18 protein-coding genes and 1 tRNA gene are annotated in these 19635 nt (G+C 58.1%); 15 read left to right on the forward strand and 4 right to left on the reverse strand.

Translation table 11 applies throughout. The annotated features are described in order from the left end of the window. Positions 1–103: 103 nt before the first annotated feature. From FW756_RS03470 to FW756_RS03505, 8 genes are all read left to right on the forward strand, one after another. On the forward strand, positions 104–337 hold the full coding sequence (locus FW756_RS03470) for a DUF6704 family protein (protein ID WP_446428799.1): 234 nt from the start codon (positions 104–106) through the stop codon (positions 335–337). A 2-nt stretch (positions 338–339) separates the two neighbouring features. Further along, the gene (gene trpC, locus FW756_RS03475) at positions 340–1110 is read left to right on the forward strand and encodes an indole-3-glycerol phosphate synthase TrpC (RefSeq protein ID WP_446428800.1); all 771 of its coding nucleotides are present in this window, start codon (positions 340–342) and stop codon (positions 1108–1110) included. Positions 1111–1134: 24 nt separating this feature from the next. Continuing rightward, entirely contained in the window at positions 1135–2388 is a 1254-nt protein-coding gene (trpB, locus tag FW756_RS03480) for a tryptophan synthase subunit beta (protein WP_446428801.1), read from the forward strand. Then, positions 2385–3194, forward strand: coding sequence for a tryptophan synthase subunit alpha (gene trpA, locus FW756_RS03485; RefSeq protein ID WP_446428802.1), 810 nt, complete (start codon positions 2385–2387; stop codon positions 3192–3194). The genes trpB and trpA overlap by 4 nt, the downstream gene beginning before the upstream one ends. An 83-nt stretch (positions 3195–3277) precedes the next feature. Then, the gene (gene lgt / locus FW756_RS03490; RefSeq protein WP_446428803.1) at positions 3278–4222 is read left to right on the forward strand and encodes a prolipoprotein diacylglyceryl transferase; all 945 of its coding nucleotides are present in this window, start codon (positions 3278–3280) and stop codon (positions 4220–4222) included. 15 nt (positions 4223–4237) lie between these two features. Then, positions 4238–5704, forward strand: a complete 1467-nt coding sequence (gene pyk, locus FW756_RS03495; RefSeq protein ID WP_446428804.1) for a pyruvate kinase — start codon at positions 4238–4240, stop codon at positions 5702–5704. 126 nt (positions 5705–5830) lie between these two features. Continuing rightward, entirely contained in the window at positions 5831–6097 is a 267-nt protein-coding gene (locus FW756_RS03500; protein WP_446428805.1) for a GlsB/YeaQ/YmgE family stress response membrane protein, read from the forward strand. A gap of 51 nt (positions 6098–6148) precedes the next feature. Further along, a complete protein-coding gene (locus tag FW756_RS03505) occupies positions 6149–6343 on the forward strand; it encodes a hypothetical protein (RefSeq protein WP_446428806.1) in 195 nt (64 codons plus the stop codon). Positions 6344–6505: 162 nt separating this feature from the next. Here FW756_RS03505 and FW756_RS03510 read toward each other — a convergent pair. After that, positions 6506–6587, reverse strand: a tRNA-Leu gene (locus FW756_RS03510). A gap of 67 nt (positions 6588–6654) precedes the next feature. On the opposite strand from FW756_RS03510, the gene FW756_RS03515 reads away from it, so the two are divergent. After that, a complete protein-coding gene (locus FW756_RS03515; RefSeq protein WP_446428807.1) occupies positions 6655–7254 on the forward strand; it encodes an ANTAR domain-containing response regulator in 600 nt (199 codons plus the stop codon). Positions 7255–7300: 46 nt separating this feature from the next. Here the strand turns inward: FW756_RS03515 and FW756_RS03520 are convergent, their stop codons facing one another. After that, positions 7301–7645 (reverse strand): hotdog fold thioesterase, encoded by a 345-nt coding sequence (locus tag FW756_RS03520; protein ID WP_446429201.1) that lies wholly within the window; start codon positions 7643–7645, stop codon positions 7301–7303. 181 nt (positions 7646–7826) lie between these two features. On the opposite strand from FW756_RS03520, the gene polA reads away from it, so the two are divergent. From polA to FW756_RS03545, 5 genes are all read left to right on the forward strand, one after another. Beyond that, on the forward strand, positions 7827–10448 hold the full coding sequence (gene polA, locus FW756_RS03525; protein WP_446429202.1) for a DNA polymerase I: 2622 nt from the start codon (positions 7827–7829) through the stop codon (positions 10446–10448). 123 nt (positions 10449–10571) lie between these two features. Beyond that, positions 10572–10979 (forward strand): preprotein translocase subunit YajC, encoded by a 408-nt coding sequence (gene yajC, locus FW756_RS03530; RefSeq protein ID WP_446428808.1) that lies wholly within the window; start codon positions 10572–10574, stop codon positions 10977–10979. A gap of 54 nt (positions 10980–11033) precedes the next feature. Beyond that, positions 11034–12812 (forward strand): protein translocase subunit SecD, encoded by a 1779-nt coding sequence (gene secD / locus FW756_RS03535; protein ID WP_446428809.1) that lies wholly within the window; start codon positions 11034–11036, stop codon positions 12810–12812. Positions 12813–12814: 2 nt separating this feature from the next. Beyond that, the gene (gene secF / locus FW756_RS03540; RefSeq protein ID WP_446428810.1) at positions 12815–13834 is read left to right on the forward strand and encodes a protein translocase subunit SecF; all 1020 of its coding nucleotides are present in this window, start codon (positions 12815–12817) and stop codon (positions 13832–13834) included. Between the two features lie 84 nt (positions 13835–13918). After that, positions 13919–16171 (forward strand): RelA/SpoT family protein, encoded by a 2253-nt coding sequence (locus FW756_RS03545; protein ID WP_446428811.1) that lies wholly within the window; start codon positions 13919–13921, stop codon positions 16169–16171. Here the strand turns inward: FW756_RS03545 and FW756_RS03550 are convergent. Next, entirely contained in the window at positions 16168–16755 is a 588-nt protein-coding gene (locus tag FW756_RS03550; RefSeq protein WP_446428812.1) for a hypothetical protein, read from the reverse strand. The two genes, FW756_RS03545 and FW756_RS03550, sit on opposite strands and share 4 nt — an antisense overlap. 74 nt (positions 16756–16829) lie before the next feature. Further along, positions 16830–18065: a DUF349 domain-containing protein gene (locus FW756_RS03555; protein WP_446428813.1), complete on the reverse strand. Its 1236-nt coding sequence runs from the start codon at positions 18063–18065 to the stop codon at positions 16830–16832. A gap of 183 nt (positions 18066–18248) precedes the next feature. Between FW756_RS03555 and FW756_RS03560 the strand changes: the two genes are divergently transcribed. Further along, entirely contained in the window at positions 18249–19559 is a 1311-nt protein-coding gene (locus tag FW756_RS03560; RefSeq protein WP_446429203.1) for a replication-associated recombination protein A, read from the forward strand. Positions 19560–19635: the final 76 nt, after the last annotated feature.

Genomic DNA, 19635 nt, shown 5'->3' on the forward strand with positions numbered 1-19635 from the left:
GGCGGATCGACGCGCCGCCCCGACTTTGGGAGAAAGCTGAGAGAACCGATAGACTGAGCCAGTACGTATCCGCCCGGGTACGAGCTTGTATACAAGGAGATTCATGAGCACCCAAAACGGTGACCCTGGTCACGGAGATTCGCCCGCAGCATGGACTGCGGTAATTGTGATGCTGCTTGGCGTCGCCGCCGGAACCGTGTTCTTCTTCCTGCACATGCCCACCATGGTGTGGGTAAGTGGAGGTGTTGTTCTCTTTGGCTTGATCCTTGGCTGGATCATTTCGAAGGCGGGTTACGGCGTGAACGGACCCAAGTACGTTCCCAAGTCGCACGACTAACAGTGCTTGAGCAGCTTCTCGCGGGTTCACTCGAGGACGCGGCTACGCGCCGCCTCGCTCGACCGCTTTCGGTTGTAGAAGCCGAGGCACTCGCACGTGTGCCCGCACTTGACGCGCTTGCGGCGCTTGCCCCTGCCGATCACATCAAGGTGATCGCAGAGGTGAAGCGCGCAAGCCCGTCGCGCGGGCCTCTTGCTGATATTCCTGAGCCGCATGCGCTCGCTGCACAGTACGAAACTGGCGGCGCGAGCGTTGTGAGCGTCCTCACGGAGGAGCGCAAGTTCAAGGGGTCGCTCGCCGACCTCGAGGCTGTGCGTAAGGCAGTAAGCATTCCGGTGCTTCGTAAGGAGTTCATCGGCGAGGAGTACCAGATTCTGGAGGCCCGCGCTGCGGGTGCAGACCTTGTACTTCTCATTGTGGCAGCGCTTCCGCAGCCACTTCTTGAACGGCTGTACGCGTTCACACTCCAGCTCGGCATGACGCCCCTTGTTGAAGCCCACTCGGCTGATGAGGTAGCTCGCGCAGTTGATCTGGGTGCGCAGCTCATCGGGGTAAATGCCCGTGACCTTCGTACCTTTGAGCTGGATCGCGATCTTTTCGGTCGCGTTGCGGATCAGATTCCCGCTGGGGCAATTCGCCTCGCAGAATCTGCGGTGCTCAGCGTCGCTGATGTTGAGCACTACCGGCAGGCCGGTGCTGACGCAATCCTTGTTGGCGAGGCCCTCGTGACGAACGACCCAATCGCTACGCTGCAGTCATATTTGAACGTTTAAAGCTAGATCGACGGGGCACTCGAGATGACAGACCAGGCACCTGGTGAGGCTCGCAGCACGCGTAGCCTCCGTGATGAACACGGACCATTCTTCGGCGAGTACGGGGGGCGGTTCATGCCTGAGTCGCTCATCGCCGCCATTGATGAGCTGACCGAAGCATACGCAGCGGCGAAGGCGGATCCTGCCTTCAGCGAGGAGCTTCTTGAACTCCTTCGCTCGTACGCCGGTCGGCCGTCCCCAATCACCGAAGTACCGCGTTTCGCGGCGCTTGCGGGGGGAGCGCGCATCTTCTTGAAGCGTGAGGACCTGAACCACACTGGTTCACACAAGATCAATAATGTGCTCGGTCAGGCCTTGCTGACGAAGCGCCTTGGCAAGACCAGGGTCATCGCCGAGACTGGTGCTGGTCAGCACGGCGTCGCAACGGCAACAGCGGCTGCGCTCTTCGGGCTTGAATGCACGGTGTACATGGGTGAGGTTGACACGGAACGTCAAGCTCTCAATGTGGCGCGCATGCGTCTGCTCGGTGCAGAGGTTGTCCCGGTCACTGCTGGCTCACGCACGCTGAAGGACGCCATCAACGAGGCATACCGTGATTGGGTAGCGACCGTTGAGCGCACGAACTATATTTTCGGTACGGCGGCAGGTCCCCACCCGTTCCCCGCAATGGTTCGTGACTTCCAGAAGGTTATCTCGGAGGAAGCCCGCGCCCAGATCCAAGAAAAGACTGGCAAGCTTCCTGCTGCTGTCGTGGCTTGTGTCGGTGGCGGATCTAATGCGATTGGCATGTTCGACGCGTTCTTGGATGATGCCGATGTGAAAATTTATGGTGTTGAGGCCGCTGGTGAAGGCGTGAACACCGATCGACATGCAGCTTCTATCGAACGCGGTGTTCCCGGTGTTTTGCATGGCGCACGCACCTACGTACTCCAGGACGAAGATGGCCAGACGATCGAGTCACATTCGATCTCGGCCGGTCTTGACTATCCCGGTGTCGGTCCTGAGCATGCCTGGCTCGCAGATATCGGTCGAGCTGAGTACATCCCTGCGACGGACGACGAAGCCATGCAGGCACTCCGTGCTTTGAGTCAGACTGAGGGAATTATTCCTGCAATTGAGTCTTCACACGCACTCGCAGGTGCACTTCGTCTCGCTGCTGAGCTGCCTGCTGACGAGATTGTATTGGTCAGCCTTTCGGGGCGTGGCGATAAAGACATGGTTACCGCTGGTCGTTACTTCGATCTGCTGGACGCTGCTGATTCGGAGGTCATCGGTTGAACACTTCGTTAGAAGCGCACGGCGGATCGCGAGTTTCAGAAGTTATTCGGCGTGCCAATGTTGAGCGCCGTGGCGCGCTCATCGGTTACCTTCCCGCTGGCTTCCCTGATCTGGATACGAGCGTAGAAGCAGCAATTGCGCTTGCTCGTAACGGTGCAGATGTGCTTGAGATCGGTGTTCCTTACTCTGATCCCGTCATGGACGGTGAAATCATTCAGGCGGCAACCAGGCAGTCACTTGCGAACGGGTTCAAACTGCGTGACCTCTTTACTGCAATTCGCAGGATCACAGAGGCAGTTGAGACTCCGGTTCTCGTGATGACCTACTGGAACCCAGTCATGCAGTACGGGGTTGAGCGGTTTGCCCAGGATCTCAAGGCAGCCGGTGGCGCGGGTCTCATTACGCCAGACATTACCCCTGAGGCGGCTGCAGAATGGATTGCAGTCAGTGAACGTGTCGGTCTTGACCGAGTGTTCCTCGCGGCTCCAACATCTTCGGATGAGCGGATCAAGCTCATCCGAGACAGCTCCACCGGATTCGTGTACACCGTCTCGACAATGGGCATCACTGGAGAACGCGCGTCGCTTGATGCTGCGGCCCGCGTACTTACCGCTCGCCTGCGTGAAGCTGGCGTCGAGCTCCCGTGCGTCGGTATCGGCATCTCAAACGCCGATCAGGTCTCTGCTGCGCTCGAATACGCGAGTGGTGCAATCGTCGGTACCGCACTTGTCCGAGCTCTCCGTGATGGGGGAGTCGAAGGACTTTCTGAGGTTGCTCGCGCGATTTCGCAGGGCACGCTGCGATAAGCTGAAACTGTTCCGCTGCGGGAAAGCTTCTTGCAGCCCGACGTAATATCCCGGCGAACCGTTCGTTGGTGAAAGAGGAGTCAATGATTCTCCCGCTGAGCATTCCCAGCCCCGATTTCCAGTTCATTGAAATCGGCGTATTCCAGATCAGAATGTACGCACTGTGCATTCTGATTGGCATCATCCTTGCAGCAATCTGGACTGGTCGTCGCTTGAAAGCGCGTGGCGGCGAAGGCGGGGCTGTCCTCGACTTTGTTGTCTGGGCCTTGGTGTTCGGTATTGTTGGCGCCCGCGTTTACCACGTACTGACGCACTTCGGTGATTATTTTGGGCCAGGCAGCAACCCGCTTGATGCGCTTGCTTTCTGGAAGGGTGGCATCGCAATCTTCGGTGCGCTCATTGGTGGCGCAATTGGCGTGCTGATCGCTTCCCGGCTCACAGGCATTCGATTCTTCTCGTTTGCTGACGCCCTGGTTCCTGGACTCCTGCTCGCGCAGGCAGTTGGACGCTTGGGTAACTGGTTTAACCACGAACTCTTCGGCGGACCGACCACTCTCCCTTGGGGCCTTGAGATTAGCCCGATGAATTCGGCATTCCCCATTGGTCTTCCTGAGGGAACGCTGTTCCACCCCACGTTCCTGTACGAAGCTGTCTGGAACATTCTCGGCATCGTTGTGCTCCTCGCCATTGAGAAGCGCGCTCAGCTCCGTTGGGGCAGCTTCTTTGCTCTGTACCTCATCTGGTATGGCCTTGGCCGTGTCATGGTCGAGTCGCTTCGCGTTGACCCAAGCATGCAGTTCCTTGGGATGCGCACCAACGTACTCGCGGCTTGGGTGGCGGTTCTCGCTGGCGTGATTTTGTTCATCATCGTCCGTCGTCGCCACGTCGGTTTGGAAACCTCGGTCTACCTGCCGGGGCGGATGAACCCGACCGACGCGATTTTGACCACAACTGATGATCCTGAAGCGTTCCATCACATCCTCGATCACGGTCAGCAGCCTGCTGTTGCCGTCGACTCGACGAACTAACGGGGAGGCACTGTCATGCGTCACGCCAAAATTGTTGCAACATGGGGACCGGCGGTCTCCAACTATGACAACACGCTCGAGCTGATTCGCGCCGGCGTTAACGTCGCTCGTTTGAACATGTCGCATGGCACGTACAACGTGCATGAGGGTGTGTACCGAAACATTCGACGCGCTGAAACTGAGGTTGGACGCCCAATTGCTGTTCTCGCAGACCTTCAGGGGCCCAAGATTCGCCTCGGAAAGTTTGAAGGGGGCCCGTACGAGCTCGAAGTAGGCGATGAGTTCGCAATTACGACGCGCGAAATCGTCGGTAACCGGGAGATTTGCGGAACGACGCATAAGAACCTCCCAGGTGATGTGTCGGTTGGTGATCCGCTGTTGGTAGATGACGGCAAAGTTTTGCTGCGCGCAACCAAGGTCACCGAGGACACCGTGCACACGGTGGTCGAGATCCCTGGCGCAGTGTCGAACAACAAGGGAATCAACCTGCCTGGTGTGGCAGTGAACGTCCCTGCACTTTCAGAAAAGGACGAAGAAGATCTGCGTTGGGCTATGAAGCTCGGTGCTGATTACATCGCCCTGTCCTTTGTGCGTGATGCTGCAGACATTGTCCGTGTTCACGAGATCATGGATGAGGAGGGTTTCCGCCTTCCTGTCATCGCAAAGATCGAGAAGCCGCAGGCGGTTGAGAACCTGCAGGAGATCGTCGATGCGTTTGACGGTGTCATGGTGGCTCGCGGTGACCTAGGCGTTGAGCTTCCGCTCGAACAGGTGCCACTCGTGCAGACCGAGGCGATCGCTATGGCCCGCCGAAGCGCAAAGCCCGTCATCGTTGCGACGCAGGTCTTTGAGTCGATGATTGAGAACCCGCGCCCCACTCGCGCAGAGGCATCTGACTGCGCAAACGCGGTACTTGATGGTGCGGACGCGGTCATGCTCTCTGGCGAGACGAGCGTTGGTGCGTACCCTGTCGAGGCAGTCGCGACAATGAACCGAATCATTACGGCGACTGAGGACCATGCGCTCGATCGAATCGAACCGCTTGGTACACAGCCACATACTCAGGGCGGCGTGCTCGCGAAAGCTGCTGGTGACGTTGCACGGGGTGTTGGTGCGAGCGCGATTTGTGTGTTCACGGAATCGGGGGACACCGTACGTCGTATGTCGCGCCTGCGCTTGCCACTGCCGATCTTTGGGTTCACGCCGAGTGCTGAAGTTCGTCGTCGCATGGAGTTGACCTGGGGTGCTCGAAGCTACGAGGTTCCCCGTGTTGAGAGCACGGACCGCATGTTTGAGCAGGTCGATGAGGTACTCCTTGAGGTTGCGCGTCTGCAAGTTGGCGACAAGGTCGTCATCATCGCAGGGTCCCCTCCAGGAATCGTGGGCAGCACCAACACGCTGCGGATTCACCGTATGGGTGAGTCAACGGGGCAGCTGCCCGAGGCGCGTCCTCGGAAGCACATTATTGGTCGCGGAGCCTAAGAGGTAATGCAAAAGGGTCGTACACATTGTGTGCGACCCTTTTGCGTTGTCCCTGAGAATCTCGTGCCCAACCCTTGACGTAAGGTGCCAATCGGCGTGTACTGGTGTCACCCGAAAGGAGTGAAAATGGGATTCATCGCATTTCTCGTGTTGGGTTTAATCGCTGGTGCAATCGCCAAAGCGATTCTCCCCGGTAATCAAGGTGGCGGTTGGTTCGCAACCATGCTGCTCGGTGTCGTTGGTGCGATGCTCGGCGGCATACTCGGATCGTTCCTCTTCAACGCCTCTCTTGAGGAATTCTGGTCGTTGCAGACCTGGGCGCTAGCCATTGGTGGTGCGATCATCGTGTTGTTGGTCTGGGGTCTTGTCACAGGCCGCAAGCGAACTGAGTGACCGGGCAATCACAATGGGCGAAACGATGCCCTCACATGAAAGAAGGTAACAATGGGGTTTCTTGAAGACGCAAAGGACGCCGCGGAAGGCGTTGCCGACAAGATCGGCAAAGCCGTGGAAGACGGGGTCGACCGCACAAAAGACAAATTTGAAGAGCTTCAGGCCGATGTTGATGTGAAGCGTGCAGAGCTTCACAGAGACGTTGTCCACAAGAAGAATGATGTGAAAAAAGATCTTCGAGATTGAGCATCTTCAGCGTGTCGCGCCTCATTCGTGGGTGCTGAAAGGTGTGACCCGCCGGCAAAAGCGCTGAGAACAATTGTTCGACTGGTTGATCGCGCGTCAACGAAAAGACTGAGGGCTCCTGAGCTTTACTTCGTGTAAAGCTCAGGAGCCCTCAGTTATGAGTACCGGATAAGGGACTCGAACCCTTACACCTTTCGGCAACGCATTTTGAGTGCGTCGTGTCTACCAATTCCACCAATCCGGCCTATGGAAAATACTGTATCGCATCGCCGCGCCAGTTTTGTGCAGACTGAGGGAGTAAGATTGTTCACATGACTGAACAGAGCAGCACTCCGCGTCGCGTCGTCGTCGCGGAAGATGAATCACTGATTCGCCTGGACATCGTCGAAACGCTGCGTGACAACGGCTACGACGTTGTTGGCGAAGCTGGCGACGGTGAGACCGCGGTGCAACTGGTCAAGGAGCTTCGTCCGGACCTCGTGGTGATGGACGTGAAGATGCCTCAGCTTGACGGCATTTCGGCTGCAGAGCAGATCAACAAGGAGAACATTGCTCCTGTGGTGCTGCTCACCGCGTTCAGCCAGCGTGAGCTGGTCGAGCGTGCAACCGAGGCAGGTGCACTGGCTTACGTCGTGAAGCCGTTTACCCCAGCTGACTTGATCCCTGCCATTGAGATTGCGCTCTCACGCTTCCAGCAGATCGTGACGCTCGAGAACGAGGTCGCTGACCTTGCAGAGCGATTTGAGACCCGCAAGCTTGTTGACCGCGCAAAGGGAATCCTCAACGACAAGATGGGGCTTTCTGAGCCTGAAGCTTTCCGCTGGATCCAGAAGGCTTCCATGGACCGCCGCCTCACGATGCAGGATGTCGCGAAGACCATCATCGATCAGCTTGGTCCCAAGAAGGACTAATCAGAGTAATGAAAAAGCCCCGCACATCAGCGGGGCTTTTTCGTGTTTACAGGTCTTTATAGACGTTGGTGATCCGCACTGTTGAACACCGTCGTCCTCGTTCGTCAGTGATGACGATCTCATGCACTGTGAGTGTGCGTCCAAGACGGATAGGGGTACAGACTGCCGTAACGAGACCGCTTACCGCTGACCCTGTGTGGGTGGCGTTGATGTCCACTCCTACCGCAACTTTGCCTTCTGGCGCCACGTAGTTTGCGTGCATCGAACCGAGTGTTTCGCCGATAACGACGTAGGCGCCACCGTGCATCAGATTGATCGGCTGCGTGTTTCCCTCGACTGGCATCGTTGCAACGGCGCGTTCACGAGTGAACTCGGTAACTGTGATGCCCATCTTGTCGGCGAGGGCACCGAGGCCGCGCCATGCAATGAAATTCTGTCCCGCGCCTTCTGGCTCAGGGATGAGGGTGTTGTGCTCGCTCAAGATCTTCCTCTCAGCGTTGCGTCGCGTCACCGTATCGAATGTCGGCGGTGACTTGTAGGCTGTATTTGTGTCGAAAACTCAGCCTACCCTCATGGTCGTAGATGGTCACTCGCTGGCCTTCCGTGCGTTCTACGCGCTTCCCGTCGATCGTTTCCAGACGCAGACGGGCCAGCACACGAATGCGGTGCACGGCTTTATCGCAATGTTCCTCAATCTCTTGACGAACGAGAAGCCTGATGCGGTTGCTGTCGCGTTTGATATCTCGCGTCACTCATTCCGCACCGAGGAATACCCGGAGTACAAGGGCACCCGCGGTGAAACACCACCTGAATTTAAGGGCCAGATTCCGCTCCTGCAAGAAGCCTTGCACTCGATGGGTATTGTGACCATCGAGAAGGAAGGGTACGAAGCTGACGATATTCTGGCGACGCTTGCGACGACCGCGTCTGCGGCTGGCTATCGTGTGCTCGTGGTGAGTGGCGACCGTGACACTATTCAGTTGGTTGACGACAACGTGACGCTGCTCTACCCCTCCAAGCAGGGGGTGACTGAACTCACTCGCTATGACGCTGAGAAGGTTATGGAGCGTTATGGTGTGCGCCCTGAGCAGTATCCAGAGATTGCGGCACTCGTCGGTGAGACAAGCGACAATCTTCCAGGAATCCCGCGCGTAGGTGAGAAGACAGCCGTCAAGTGGATCAATCAGTTTGGTTCACTCGAGGAGATTTTGCGTCGTCAAGATGAGGTGACTGGCAAGGTAGGGGAGAGCCTGCGAGAACACTCCCACCTCGCTGAGCGTAATCGCCGGCTGAATCGTCTTGTGCGTGATGTTGAGTTGCCAGTGACGCTGCCAGAACTCGATCGGGGCGAGCTCGACATCGCCCAAGTGCAGCCTGTCTTTGCGAAGCTTGAGTTCCGAACCCTGCTGCAGCGTGTTGCGAAGCTCGCTGGAACGGAGGTGCCAGTTGGCGCAGCCGCGGTCACTATTGAGCTGGCGCCGAAGCTGCCAGAAGCAAAGCTACTTATCGACGAAGAGCTGGGGGACTGGCTCGCAAAGACCGATACACCGGCTGTCGAGTTTGCGGTGCTCGATAGCGTCATTGAAGTTGGGCTTGCAACAGCAGAGTCAACGGTGAAGTTCACTTGGCAGCCGGGCGGTCGTGACTACCGTCAGTTTGAAGAGTGGCTGTCATCTGATGCGCCGAAGGTCTTCTTTGATGCGAAGGCTCACATGCGAATCGCTGCTGGTGTTGGTGTGCAGATCTCCGGAATCGCCGGTGATGCTCTGCTTGCCGCTTGGCTCTTCCGCCCGTCCGCTGCTGAAAAGACGCTTGCCGAGGCCGTGTTCCGGTATCTCGGTGAAGAGATTCCGACGCCCGATCCCAACCAGCTTGTTCCCGAAGAAGACGAGAACGCCGGGGTCGACGCACGTGCTTGGTATGTCTCCCGAGTCCATGCTGCGGTCATCGCACGATTCTCAGAACGTACTGCTCGCGTCTACACAGAGATTGAGCTTCCGCTACTTCCGATCCTGGTTGCGTTGGAGACCCGGGGTGTTGCTGTAGACCTCCCGTTGTTTGAAGCACATGACGCTGAGCTTCGTGCGCGCGTAGCTGAGCTTGAACAGCGTGCATTCACGGCAATCGGTCACGAAGTGAACTTGTCATCACCAAAGCAGCTTCAGCAGGTGCTCTTTGAAGAGCTTGACATGCCGAAGACGCGCAAGACACGAACCGGGTACACCACCGATGCGGCAGCTTTGCAAGATCTGCAACAGCGTCAGCCCCATCCGTTCCTTGATGCACTCTTGGAGCACCGTGATGCAAATAAGCTTCGCCAGATTGTTGAGACGCTGATGAAAGCGGTGCAGGCGGACTCACGAATTCACACGACTCTCGTGCAAGTGGGTGCGAGTACCGGAAGGCTTGCGTCGACGGATCCAAACCTGCAGAACATTCCTGTTCGTACGGCCGAAGGCCGACGAATCAGAGAAGGCTTCATCCATGAGCCGCAGTACAGCACGCTCATGACGGCTGACTATTCCCAGATTGAGATGCGGATCATGGCTCATTTGTCTGGTGACGAAGGGCTGATCGAGGCTTTCAATGCTGGTGAAGATCTGCACCGTTTTGTTGGCTCACGCATCTTTGGTGTCGAGCCGTCAGAAGTCACCAATGAAATGCGTTCGAAGGTGAAGGCCATGTCGTACGGCTTGGCCTACGGTCTCTCAGCATTCGGCCTGTCCAAACAGTTGGGTATCACCGCGGCTGAAGCAAAGCAGCTCATGACGGACTACTTCGAGCGCTTCGGCGGCGTGCGTGATTACCTTCGCTCGGTCGTCGACCAAGCGAAGGCCGATACCTATACTGAGACAATCTTTGGTCGACGTCGCCCGTTCCCCGACCTTGCGAGCCCGAACCGCATCCTGCGTGAAAACGCGGAACGTGCGGCGCTGAACGCTCCGATCCAGGGATCGGCAGCGGACATCATCAAGATCGCAATGATTCGCGTGGAGGAAGCCATTGCATCAGCCGGCCTCTCATCACGTATGTTGTTGCAGATTCACGATGAGTTGATGTTTGAAGTGGCGCCGGGGGAGGAAGCGCAGCTCGAGGCCCTGGTGCGTACCGCGATGGCTGATGCTGCGGATCTCTCCGTGCCTCTCGAAGTTCAGGTCGGTACCGGGCCGAACTGGAACGCTGCGGCGCACTAGAGAAAGCCACATGTCGGGTGGGCTGTGTGAGGCGAAATCTGTAGCCTTTCACAGCCCCTTTCCCGTTAGACTGAAACGGCCCGTGCGCTTGCGCGGAATTCTCTTCTTGGAAGGACCATCAGGGTGGATCCCATTTCAATCGTGATGTTCGGTCTCATCGCCGTGCTCATCTTCTTCATGTTCCGCAACGGGAAGAAGCGTCAGGCAGCAGCACAGGAGATGCAGAACAACATGCGTCCCGGTGCTGAGGTCATGCTTTCCAGCGGAATCTACGCAACCATCGACTCGATTGATGAAGAGAGCAACAAGGTAACGGTAACGAGCGGAACTACTACCCTCGTCGTTCACCGCCAGGCGGTAAGCCAGATCGTAACGCCGAATGAGGCTGCTGTTGCAGATGACGCAGAGAGCGAACTCGCTCCTGACGACGACCCCGCATTCGGTGAGCGTATCGAAAGCACAGAAGCAGCACCGTCGGAGACCACTGAAAAGAACTCCGACAACGACGACAGCGCCGACCAGGCGAAGTAACTACTGATGCCGGGCCTCGGCCCGGCATCTCCTATTGAAAGCGAAAGCGCACTCATGGCGTCATCCCCTGCCGTCAAGAAGGCGAGGCGTTCCCTCGTCTTCCTTCTCGTACTTATTGTTGGCTTGTCTGGACTGATCACTCTCGGAGTCTTCCGCAGTGATGCAACCTGGACTCCAAAGCTTGCCCTCGATCTCCAGGGCGGCACTCAGATTTTGCTCGCTGCGAATCAGACTGACGGCCAAGCTGTCAGCGGTGAACAGCTGAGTCAGGCCGTCTCGATTATCCGTCAGCGCGTTGATGCTTCAGGCGTTTCGGAAGCCGAAATTACGACCCAGGGCAGCAACCACATCTCGGTCGCCATTCCAGGCAAAGCTGACGAAGCAACGCTGAAGCGCATCGAGGCATCTGCAAACCTTGAGTTCCGTCCGGTGCTCGCGGTCGCCGCAGGCATGACGCAGGAGCAGCTGGCAGAGTTGCAGGCTGATCCGAATGCTGAAACGCCGGATGCCGCAGCAAATGCTGCGAATGGCGAGGGCGCAGAAGCAGAGCAGCCAACGGTTCCGGTCGAAGAGCAGATCGCAGCTCGTGACCCAGAGACGATTCCCGACAACGCCGGTGACACGGCATGGCTGACTGAACAGCTGCAGCAGGATTTCGTTGCGTTCAGCTGCCTTGATGACGCTGCGCTGACTGCTGCTGAGATGCCGAAAGATCGTCCCCTGATCACGTGTGACTCGAATGGGATGCAGAAGTACATTCTTGGTCCTGTGGAGCTCAACGGTGACGTGATCACTGACGCATCGGCCCAGATGGGTGTCACAAACACTGGCGCATCGAACGGTCAGTGGGTTGTGCAGATGACCATGAACAAGAAGGGCGCGAAGACCTTCGGCGAAATCAGCACCCGCTTGTACGGCCAGCCTTCGCCGATGGATCAGTTTGCGTTCGTGCTTGACGGTCGCGTGTTGTCAGCACCGCAGATGCAAGCGCAGATTCTCGATGGTCGACCATCAATCTCGGGCGATTTTACGCAGGAAGACGCGGCGACGCTCGCTGACCAGCTGAAGTTTGGTGCGTTGCCCATCGGCTTCACCGTACAAAGCCAGGAAGACATTTCTGCAACGCTTGGCTCGAGCCAGCTGCAAGCCGGCCTGCTGGCTGGCCTGATCGGCCTGTTGCTTGTGGTTGTGTACTCACTCTTCCAGTACCGACTGCTCGGCACCGTGACCATTGCCTCCTTGGCGATTGCAGCAGTACTGACTTACCTCTTGCTGACCTTCTTCTCCTGGCGCCAGGGGTACCGTCTGTCGCTTGCAGGCGTCGTCGGTATCGTCGTCGCGGTTGGCTTTACTGCCGACTCGTTCATCGTGTACTTCGAACGTATCCGTGACGCGCTTCGTGATGGACGCCCAATTGAACGTGCGGTTGAGAATGGTTGGAAGCGCGCGATCCGAACGGTTCTCGCGTCAGACGGCATCAACTTGCTTGCCGCCGTTATCCTGTTCATCCTCGCCGTCGGCAATGTGAAGGGCTTCGCGTTCACGCTTGGCCTCACTACCGTCGTCGATGTCCTCGTGATTGCACTCTTCACCCATCCGATGCTGGTGCTCCTGTCGCGCACACGTTTCTACCAGTCGGGTCACCCGGCTTCCGGCCTGAACCCGCAGCAGCTTGGTGCGGTCTACCGTGGTCGCGCACAGTTCCGTGAGCCCGTGGTGGCGACGAAGGGTGCTGGTAAGAAGGTTGCGAAGAGTCGGAACGAAGCCGAACGTCGTCAGACGATCGCTGAACGCAAAGCTGCCGATCTGGCTGCTGCTGGTAAGGAGGGCTAATCATGGCTCGTTCATTCTCTGAGTTTGGTAACGCGCTCTACACCGGCGAGAAGTCGATTAACTTCATCGGCAAGCGCAAGATCTGGTACGTGATTTCGATTGTTCTGATCGCACTCGCGGTACTCGGCCCCATCGCCCGTGGGGGCTTTGCCTTTGGTATCGAGTTCACCGGAGGAAGCCAGTTCCAAGTGCACCTGACGGACTCTGCCAAGCAGGATCCTGCGGTTGCTGAGAAGGCTGTCGCTGAGGTGCTCCCGAACGCTGCTCCGAAGATCACGAAGCTTGGCCCGACTGATATTCGTGTACAGACAGAAGCTCTCGCTGAGTCTGAAAATGTCGCAGTGACTGACGCCCTGGCCTCTGCCTACAACGTCGAGTCTGAAAAGGTCACCTATTCGTATGTCGGCCCAGCTTGGGGGCAAGACATCACGAAACAGGCGATCATCGCACTTGTTGTGTTCATTTTGCTCGCGGCCTTGGTGATGGCGATCTACTTCCGCACCTGGAAGATGTCGCTTGCGGCCTTGGTCGCGCTCCTGCATGACCTCGTGATTACCGCTGGCGTCTACGGTATTTCTGGGTTCGAGATTACGCCAGCGGCGATGATCGGCTTCTTGACGATTCTCGGTTACTCGCTGTACGACACCGTCGTGGTCTTTGACAAGATTCGTGAGAACACGGCGACTGGCGAGCTCAACGAATCACGAACGTTCGGTGAGTCGGTGAACTTGGCGGTAAACCAGACGCTCGTGCGTTCTATCAACACTTCTGTGGTGGCTTTGCTTCCGGTTGGTTCGATCCTGTTCATCGGCGCATTTGTGCTCGGTGCGGGAACGCTGCGCGATATCTCACTTGCACTGTTCATCGGTATTCTCGTTGGTGCGTACTCAACGATCTTCATTGCGGCGCCTGTGTACGCACAGCTTCGTGAGAAGGACAAAGCGATCATCGAGCACGATAAGAAGGTGCACCGCCTCCGCGAACGTGAGGCGAACACCGTTGCTGCGGAGGCTTCTGAATAGGAGCGAAAAGAAACTCGCGCAACCGCGGGTTCGTTAATTCGATCCCCTGTGGTGTAGCGTTCAATCAGTTCGAGGGAGAGTGCCATGAACGCGACTGACGCTACACCCGGGGGATCGACTGCCCTCCGCCGCCTTGTTCCGCGTATTTTTTCGCGGGGATCGGGACACGGAGCTGTGGACGATCTGATCCGCACAGTAAAGGCCAACCACCCGCGGGGTGACGTTGGACTCATTGAACGCGCATACACCGTTGCCGAGAAGGCACATCGCGGCCAGAAGCGACGGAGCGGTGAGCCATATATCACCCACCCGATAGCGGTTGCTCAGATTCTGGCAGACCTCGGCATTGCACCGGTCGCTATTGCGGCGGCGCTCTTGCACGATACTGTCGAAGACACCGACTACACACTCGAGCAACTTACGGCCGATTTTGGGCCTGAGATTGCCATGCTTGTTGATGGCGTGACCAAGCTGGACAAGGTGAAGTACGGCGATTCTGCGCAGGCAGAAACCGTCCGAAAGATGGTCGTCGCGATGTCGAAGGACATTCGTGTGCTGGTCATTAAATTGGCAGATCGCCTGCACAATGCACGCACCTGGGGCTTCGTGCCAGGTGACTCCGCAAAGCGTAAAGCGCAAGAAACGCTTGAAATCTTCGCGCCGCTGGCGCACCGTCTCGGTATTCAGTCGATGAAGACTGAGCTTGAGGACCTTTCGTTTGCGGTGCTGAAGCCGAAGCTGTACGCAGAGATTGACAATCTCGTACAGCAGCGAAACCCGCAACGTGATGAAGTTGTCGGCAACGTTATTGGCGCGATCGAGTCTGACCTTCGTGACGCGAAGATTCGCGGCGAAGTAACCGGACGGCCAAAAGAGCTTTACTCGATCTACCAAAAGATGATCGTGCGTGGTCGCGATTTTGACGACATCTACGACCTCGTAGGCATTCGAGTGCTCGTGAACTCGATCCGTGACTGTTACGCGGTGCTAGGGGCTGTTCATGCGCGCTGGACACCGATCCCTGGTCGGTTCAAGGACTACATTGCGACACCAAAGTTCAACCTTTATCAGTCGCTGCACACAACTGTCGTCGGGCCAGATGGTCGTGCGGTAGAGATCCAGATCCGCACCTACGAAATGCACCAGCGCGCCGAGTACGGTGTCGCAGCGCACTGGAAGTACAAGCAGCGTCAGCAGCGTCCTGAAGAGACGACCTCGAACGATATGGCGTGGCTTGCGCATATTTCTGACTGGCAGGCTGAAACCGAGGACCCGAGCGAGTTCCTTGACGCCCTCCGTTTCGAAATCGGTGCGAAAGAAGTCTACGTTTTCACGCCAAAGGGCCGAGTGATCGGCTTGCCTGAGGGTGGCACCACTGTGGATTTCGCGTATGCCGTGCATACTGAGGTCGGCCACCGCACCATGGGGGCGAGGGTCAATGGCCGACTCGTCCCGCTTGAGACCACGTTGCAAAATGGCGATGTCGTTGAGGTGTTCACGTCAAAGGATCCCGACGCCGGACCAAACCGGTCATGGTTGACGTTTGTGAAGAGCAAGCGCGCCCAGAACAAGATTCGGCAGTGGTTCTCGAAGGAGCGACGCGACGAGGCAGCTGAAGCTGGGAAGCTCGAGCTCACTAAGGCATTGCGCAAGCAGAGTCTCCCGCTGCATCGGCTGTTGAACTCTGAGGTGTTGTTGCAGGTCGCTGCACAGCACAACTTCGCCGACGTCACCACGTTGTATGCGGCGATCGGTGAAGGGCGCATCTCTGCGGCAAACGTGATTGACCGCGCAACTGCGCTCACCGCATCTGACGCTGGCACGGTGGATCCGACGAGTATCGCGGTGCAAGGCATCGATGCGCCCCGCGCAAAGCGGCACTCTACGTCAGCGAGCGGTGTCATTGTGAAGGGCGCGAGCGACGTCCTCGCTAAGCTAGCGAAGTGTTGCACTCCTGTTCCCGGTGATGAGGTTCGAGGCTTCGTGACCAAGGGTCAAGGTGTTTCAGTGCACCGGGTTGATTGCCCGAACTTCATTGCCTTGTCCTCGCAGGAGGAGCGGCTCGTCGACGTTGAGTGGGCGCCGAACTCTAAGAGCATGTTCCTCGTGCAGATCCAGGTTGAAGCGCTCGATCGTTCAGGATTGCTCTCTGACGTGACGAAGGCCTTGTCAGAGCATCACGTCAACATACTGTCGGCTTCGGTGCATACCTCGAGTGCAAGGCTAGCGGTGAGCCGCTTTGTGTTTGAGATGGCCGGCACGAACCATCTCGACCACGTCCTCAACGCTGTGCGGCGCATTGAAGGCGTGTATGACGTGTATCGCGTCACGAACTAGGCTGTGCTGCGCTGTTCGCTTAGAACAGCGGCACCGTAGACCGTCTCGAGCCGGGCGCGGATCCGATGCGCCTCACTGGGGGAGCACTTTCGTGCCCGTGCTCTGAGTTCGGAACCGCGAGCAAATGCGAGCAGCCTCACGGCGACTCGTTCGCGAACCCCAAATGGATGCGCACCACGGATCAGGTCATATGCGGTACGTATTTGTGAACTGACGGAGTACCCGGCGAGCACTGTAATGTCTTCGGTTGCGATGCGACCAATAATGTACTTTGCGCCAGGTCGTTCGCGAGTGCGTGAGATTCGGCCGCCGCGAGTGAGAATGATTGGCTCGCCGGGGGAGTAGCATGCTCCCCAGACCCACGCTGCAGTGAGGTGCGCAGCGATGTATCGGGGCGAATCGAGCCAGTTCGCCAGCGCAGTTATTCTCGTGATCGGAACGTCCGGCCAGGTGGCAAGTCGGAAGCCTGGACCGCATGCGACGACTGTCCCTCGCAGTCGCTCTGCGTACTGTTGGGCAACTGGCCAGTCAGAGATGCGTGGTGGCAGTGACCGGCCGCTGGTGGATGCTGGAACTGGATACATGCGCACCATCATGCGGCAATACGAAGGGCGGGCGCCACCTCGTGACGCCCGCCCTGTGTATAAATCTGGAGACCTTAGTCACCGATGGCTTCAAGCCAGGACTTCTGAGTCGAGAGCTTGGACTCTGCGGCCTCAGCCTTCTTGGTGTTGCCCGCTGCCTTTGCGGCTGCGATTTCTTTCTCGATCTCGGCAATTGATGCCTCGAGCTGGGCGCGCAGGCCAGTGGTGCGTGCCTGGGTCTCGGGGTTCGTGCGTGACCAGTGGTCTTCTTCAAGCTGCTTGACGTGGTCTTCAATGCGGCGAAGACGGCCCTCGATGTCGCGAAGCGACTCGCGAGGTACGCGGCCAACCTCGTCCCAGCGGAGCTGAAGCGCGGTTACCTGCTTGCGAGCAGCGACGTGGTCGGTGACTTCGAGGATTGCGACGCCCTCGGCGAGGATGGCTTCCTTTGCCTCGAGGTTCGCCGTGTACTCTTCGTTGGTCTGTGCGGCGGCTTCAGCCTTCGCCTGGTACAGCACGTCGCCAGCAGCCTTGAATCGCGCCCAAAGCTGATCGTCGAGCTTACGACTTGCGCGGCCCGAGCGCTTCCACTCATCAAGAAGGTCGCGGTATGCGGGAATGCCATCGATGCCGCGGTCTGCGAGTCCCTCAGCCTGAGTGATGAGGCGCTCCTTGCGGTGCTTGACCTCTTTGTTGTTCGCATCGAGCTGCGAGAAGTGTGCGCGGCGAGCCGTGTCGAACGTCTGACGGGCGTTGCGGAAACGCTTCCAGAGCGCGTCGGCAACCGGCTTTGCAATGTGGAGCCCGGTGCGCTGTGCTGTCTGCCAGTCGGTGAAGAGCTTCTCAAAAGCGAGGCTCGTATCCTTCCAGCGGATCGACTGTTCCGGCTGTGCAGCGAGGCGCTCGGCCTCAACAACGATTGCTTCGCGTTCAGCGAGGGCAGCCTTTTTGGCTTCCTCGCGCTCCTGCTGCTGCTTCTCAGTGAGTTCTGCTGCGCGGCCATCAAGCTTCTCAAGTCGTGCACGAAGCGCGGCGATATCGCCGACGGCTGCGGGCTCAACGAGCTGCTCACGCAACTTGGTGACAGCCTCGGCTGCAGAACCGTCAGTGGTGCCGCGCGCGACACGTGCCTCAAGCAGTGTGATCTGCCCTGCGAGATCGTTGTACTTGCGCTCGAAGTAGGCCAGGGCCTCTTCAGGGGTGCCGTCAGGGAAGGAGCCTACGACGCGCTCGGCGTCACCTTCGCGCACATAAACCGTGCGGTCCTCATCGACTCGTCCCCAAGGGGTTTCGTTCGTAGCTTCGCTCACCGTGTTGCTCACCTGCCGTGCGGGATCGACGTTGTCCGCCGACCGTGGAATAGACGGTATCCACTATAGCCATATGCGAGCATAAAAACTGTGGGGAGTTCGACGCTGCATCAATTGCGCGGTTACGATGGCAACGTGTCTGGATCCGCGCCCTTCTCAACGACCGCCCCGCTTGCGGTGCGAATGCGGCCGCGCTCGCTTGATGAAGTCGTGGGGCAGCGCAAGTTGCTCCGTCCGGGTTCTCCGTTGCGGCAGCTTGCAAGTGACAGTACGGGTTCTGCGGTTTCTCTGATCTTGTGGGGACCGCCTGGCACTGGCAAGACCACGGTTGCGCAGGCGATTGCGCATTCGAGCGGTCGGCGATTCGTTGAACTCTCTGCGGTCACAGCGGGCATCAAAGATGTCCGTACGGTGATGGAACGCGCGTTGAACGACCGGGATTTGTACGACATTGCGACTGTGCTGTTCCTCGATGAGATTCATCGATTCACGAAGGCGCAGCAGGATGCGCTGCTTCCCGGGGTTGAGAACGGTTGGGTGACTCTGGTCGCCGCAACAACGGAGAATCCTTCTTTCTCTGTCATCAGTCCTTTGATGTCGCGGTCACTGTTGCTCACACTTGAGCCGCTCACTGACGACGATTTACGAGAACTGCTTTCGCGTGCGGTCTCGGACCCGCGCGGCTTGCGTGGCGAAGTTGAGCTCACCCCTGAAGCACTAGATGCGCTGGTGCAATTGGCCTCAGGTGATGCCCGCCGCGCGCTCACGGCACTTGAAGCGGCGGCAGCCTCCGCAATGACCGGCAACACGCAGGACGACGAGCCAGGCGAAGTCAGCACTGATGCGCCCACCGAGACTCCGCGCGTTACGCTCGAGATCGTCGAAGCTTCAGTGGACCGTGCGCTCCTTCGCTATGACCGCAACGGAGATCAGCACTACGACGTTGTCAGTGCCTTTATTAAGTCGATGCGTGGCTCTGACCCCGACGCCGCCATTCACTACCTTGCTCGGATGCTTGAGGCAGGGGAGGATCCGCGGTTCATTGCGCGCCGCCTCATGGTGCACGCGGCCGAAGACGTGGGTATGGCGGATCCGCAGGCTCTTCCAATAGCGGTCGCGGCGGCAGAAGCTACCCAAATGATCGGTCTGCCAGAAGCGCGGATCCCGCTCGCCGAGGCGACTATCTATATTGCAACTGCACCGAAGTCGGGTGCGGTTATTGCGGCAATTGATGCTGCGATCGCCGATGTGAAAGCGGGCCGATTCGGCCTGGTGCCAAAGCACTTGCGGGACGCTCATTACCCTGGTGCGAAGCGGCTTGGACACGGGAAAGGGTACCTGTACCCCCACAACGACCCGCGCGGGGTGTCGACGCAGCAGTATCTGCCTGATGAACTCAAAGACCGGGTCTACTACTCGCCAACCACGCATGGAAATGAGCGTGACGTGTCCGAGCGGCTTGAGAAGATTCGTCGTATCACGCGGGGCTCGTGATACGATAGACGCTGGCCAACACCGCGCTAAAGTTTTTTACTTGGGCAGAACGGTGGCAGTGGGCCCCTTATCGGGT

Source organism: Leucobacter sp. 1207-22 (genome assembly GCF_052850455.1).

Coding starts and splice junctions, on each gene's coding strand:
- FW756_RS03470 (WP_446428799.1), top strand. CDS start 104: ATGAGCACCCAAAACGGTGACCCTGGTCACGGAGATTCGCCCGCAGCA.
- trpB (WP_446428801.1), top strand. CDS start 1,135: ATGACAGACCAGGCACCTGGTGAGGCTCGCAGCACGCGTAGCCTCCGT.
- lgt (WP_446428803.1), top strand. CDS start 3,278: ATGATTCTCCCGCTGAGCATTCCCAGCCCCGATTTCCAGTTCATTGAA.
- pyk (WP_446428804.1), top strand. CDS start 4,238: ATGCGTCACGCCAAAATTGTTGCAACATGGGGACCGGCGGTCTCCAAC.
- FW756_RS03500 (WP_446428805.1), top strand. CDS start 5,831: ATGGGATTCATCGCATTTCTCGTGTTGGGTTTAATCGCTGGTGCAATC.
- FW756_RS03505 (WP_446428806.1), top strand. CDS start 6,149: ATGGGGTTTCTTGAAGACGCAAAGGACGCCGCGGAAGGCGTTGCCGAC.
- FW756_RS03515 (WP_446428807.1), top strand. CDS start 6,655: ATGACTGAACAGAGCAGCACTCCGCGTCGCGTCGTCGTCGCGGAAGAT.
- FW756_RS03520 (WP_446429201.1), bottom strand. CDS start 7,645: ATGGGCATCACAGTTACCGAGTTCACTCGTGAACGCGCCGTTGCAACG.
- polA (WP_446429202.1), top strand. CDS start 7,827: ATGGTCGTAGATGGTCACTCGCTGGCCTTCCGTGCGTTCTACGCGCTT.
- secD (WP_446428809.1), top strand. CDS start 11,034: ATGGCGTCATCCCCTGCCGTCAAGAAGGCGAGGCGTTCCCTCGTCTTC.
- secF (WP_446428810.1), top strand. CDS start 12,815: ATGGCTCGTTCATTCTCTGAGTTTGGTAACGCGCTCTACACCGGCGAG.
- FW756_RS03545 (WP_446428811.1), top strand. CDS start 13,919: ATGAACGCGACTGACGCTACACCCGGGGGATCGACTGCCCTCCGCCGC.
- FW756_RS03550 (WP_446428812.1), bottom strand. CDS start 16,755: ATGTATCCAGTTCCAGCATCCACCAGCGGCCGGTCACTGCCACCACGC.
- FW756_RS03560 (WP_446429203.1), top strand. CDS start 18,249: ATGCGGCCGCGCTCGCTTGATGAAGTCGTGGGGCAGCGCAAGTTGCTC.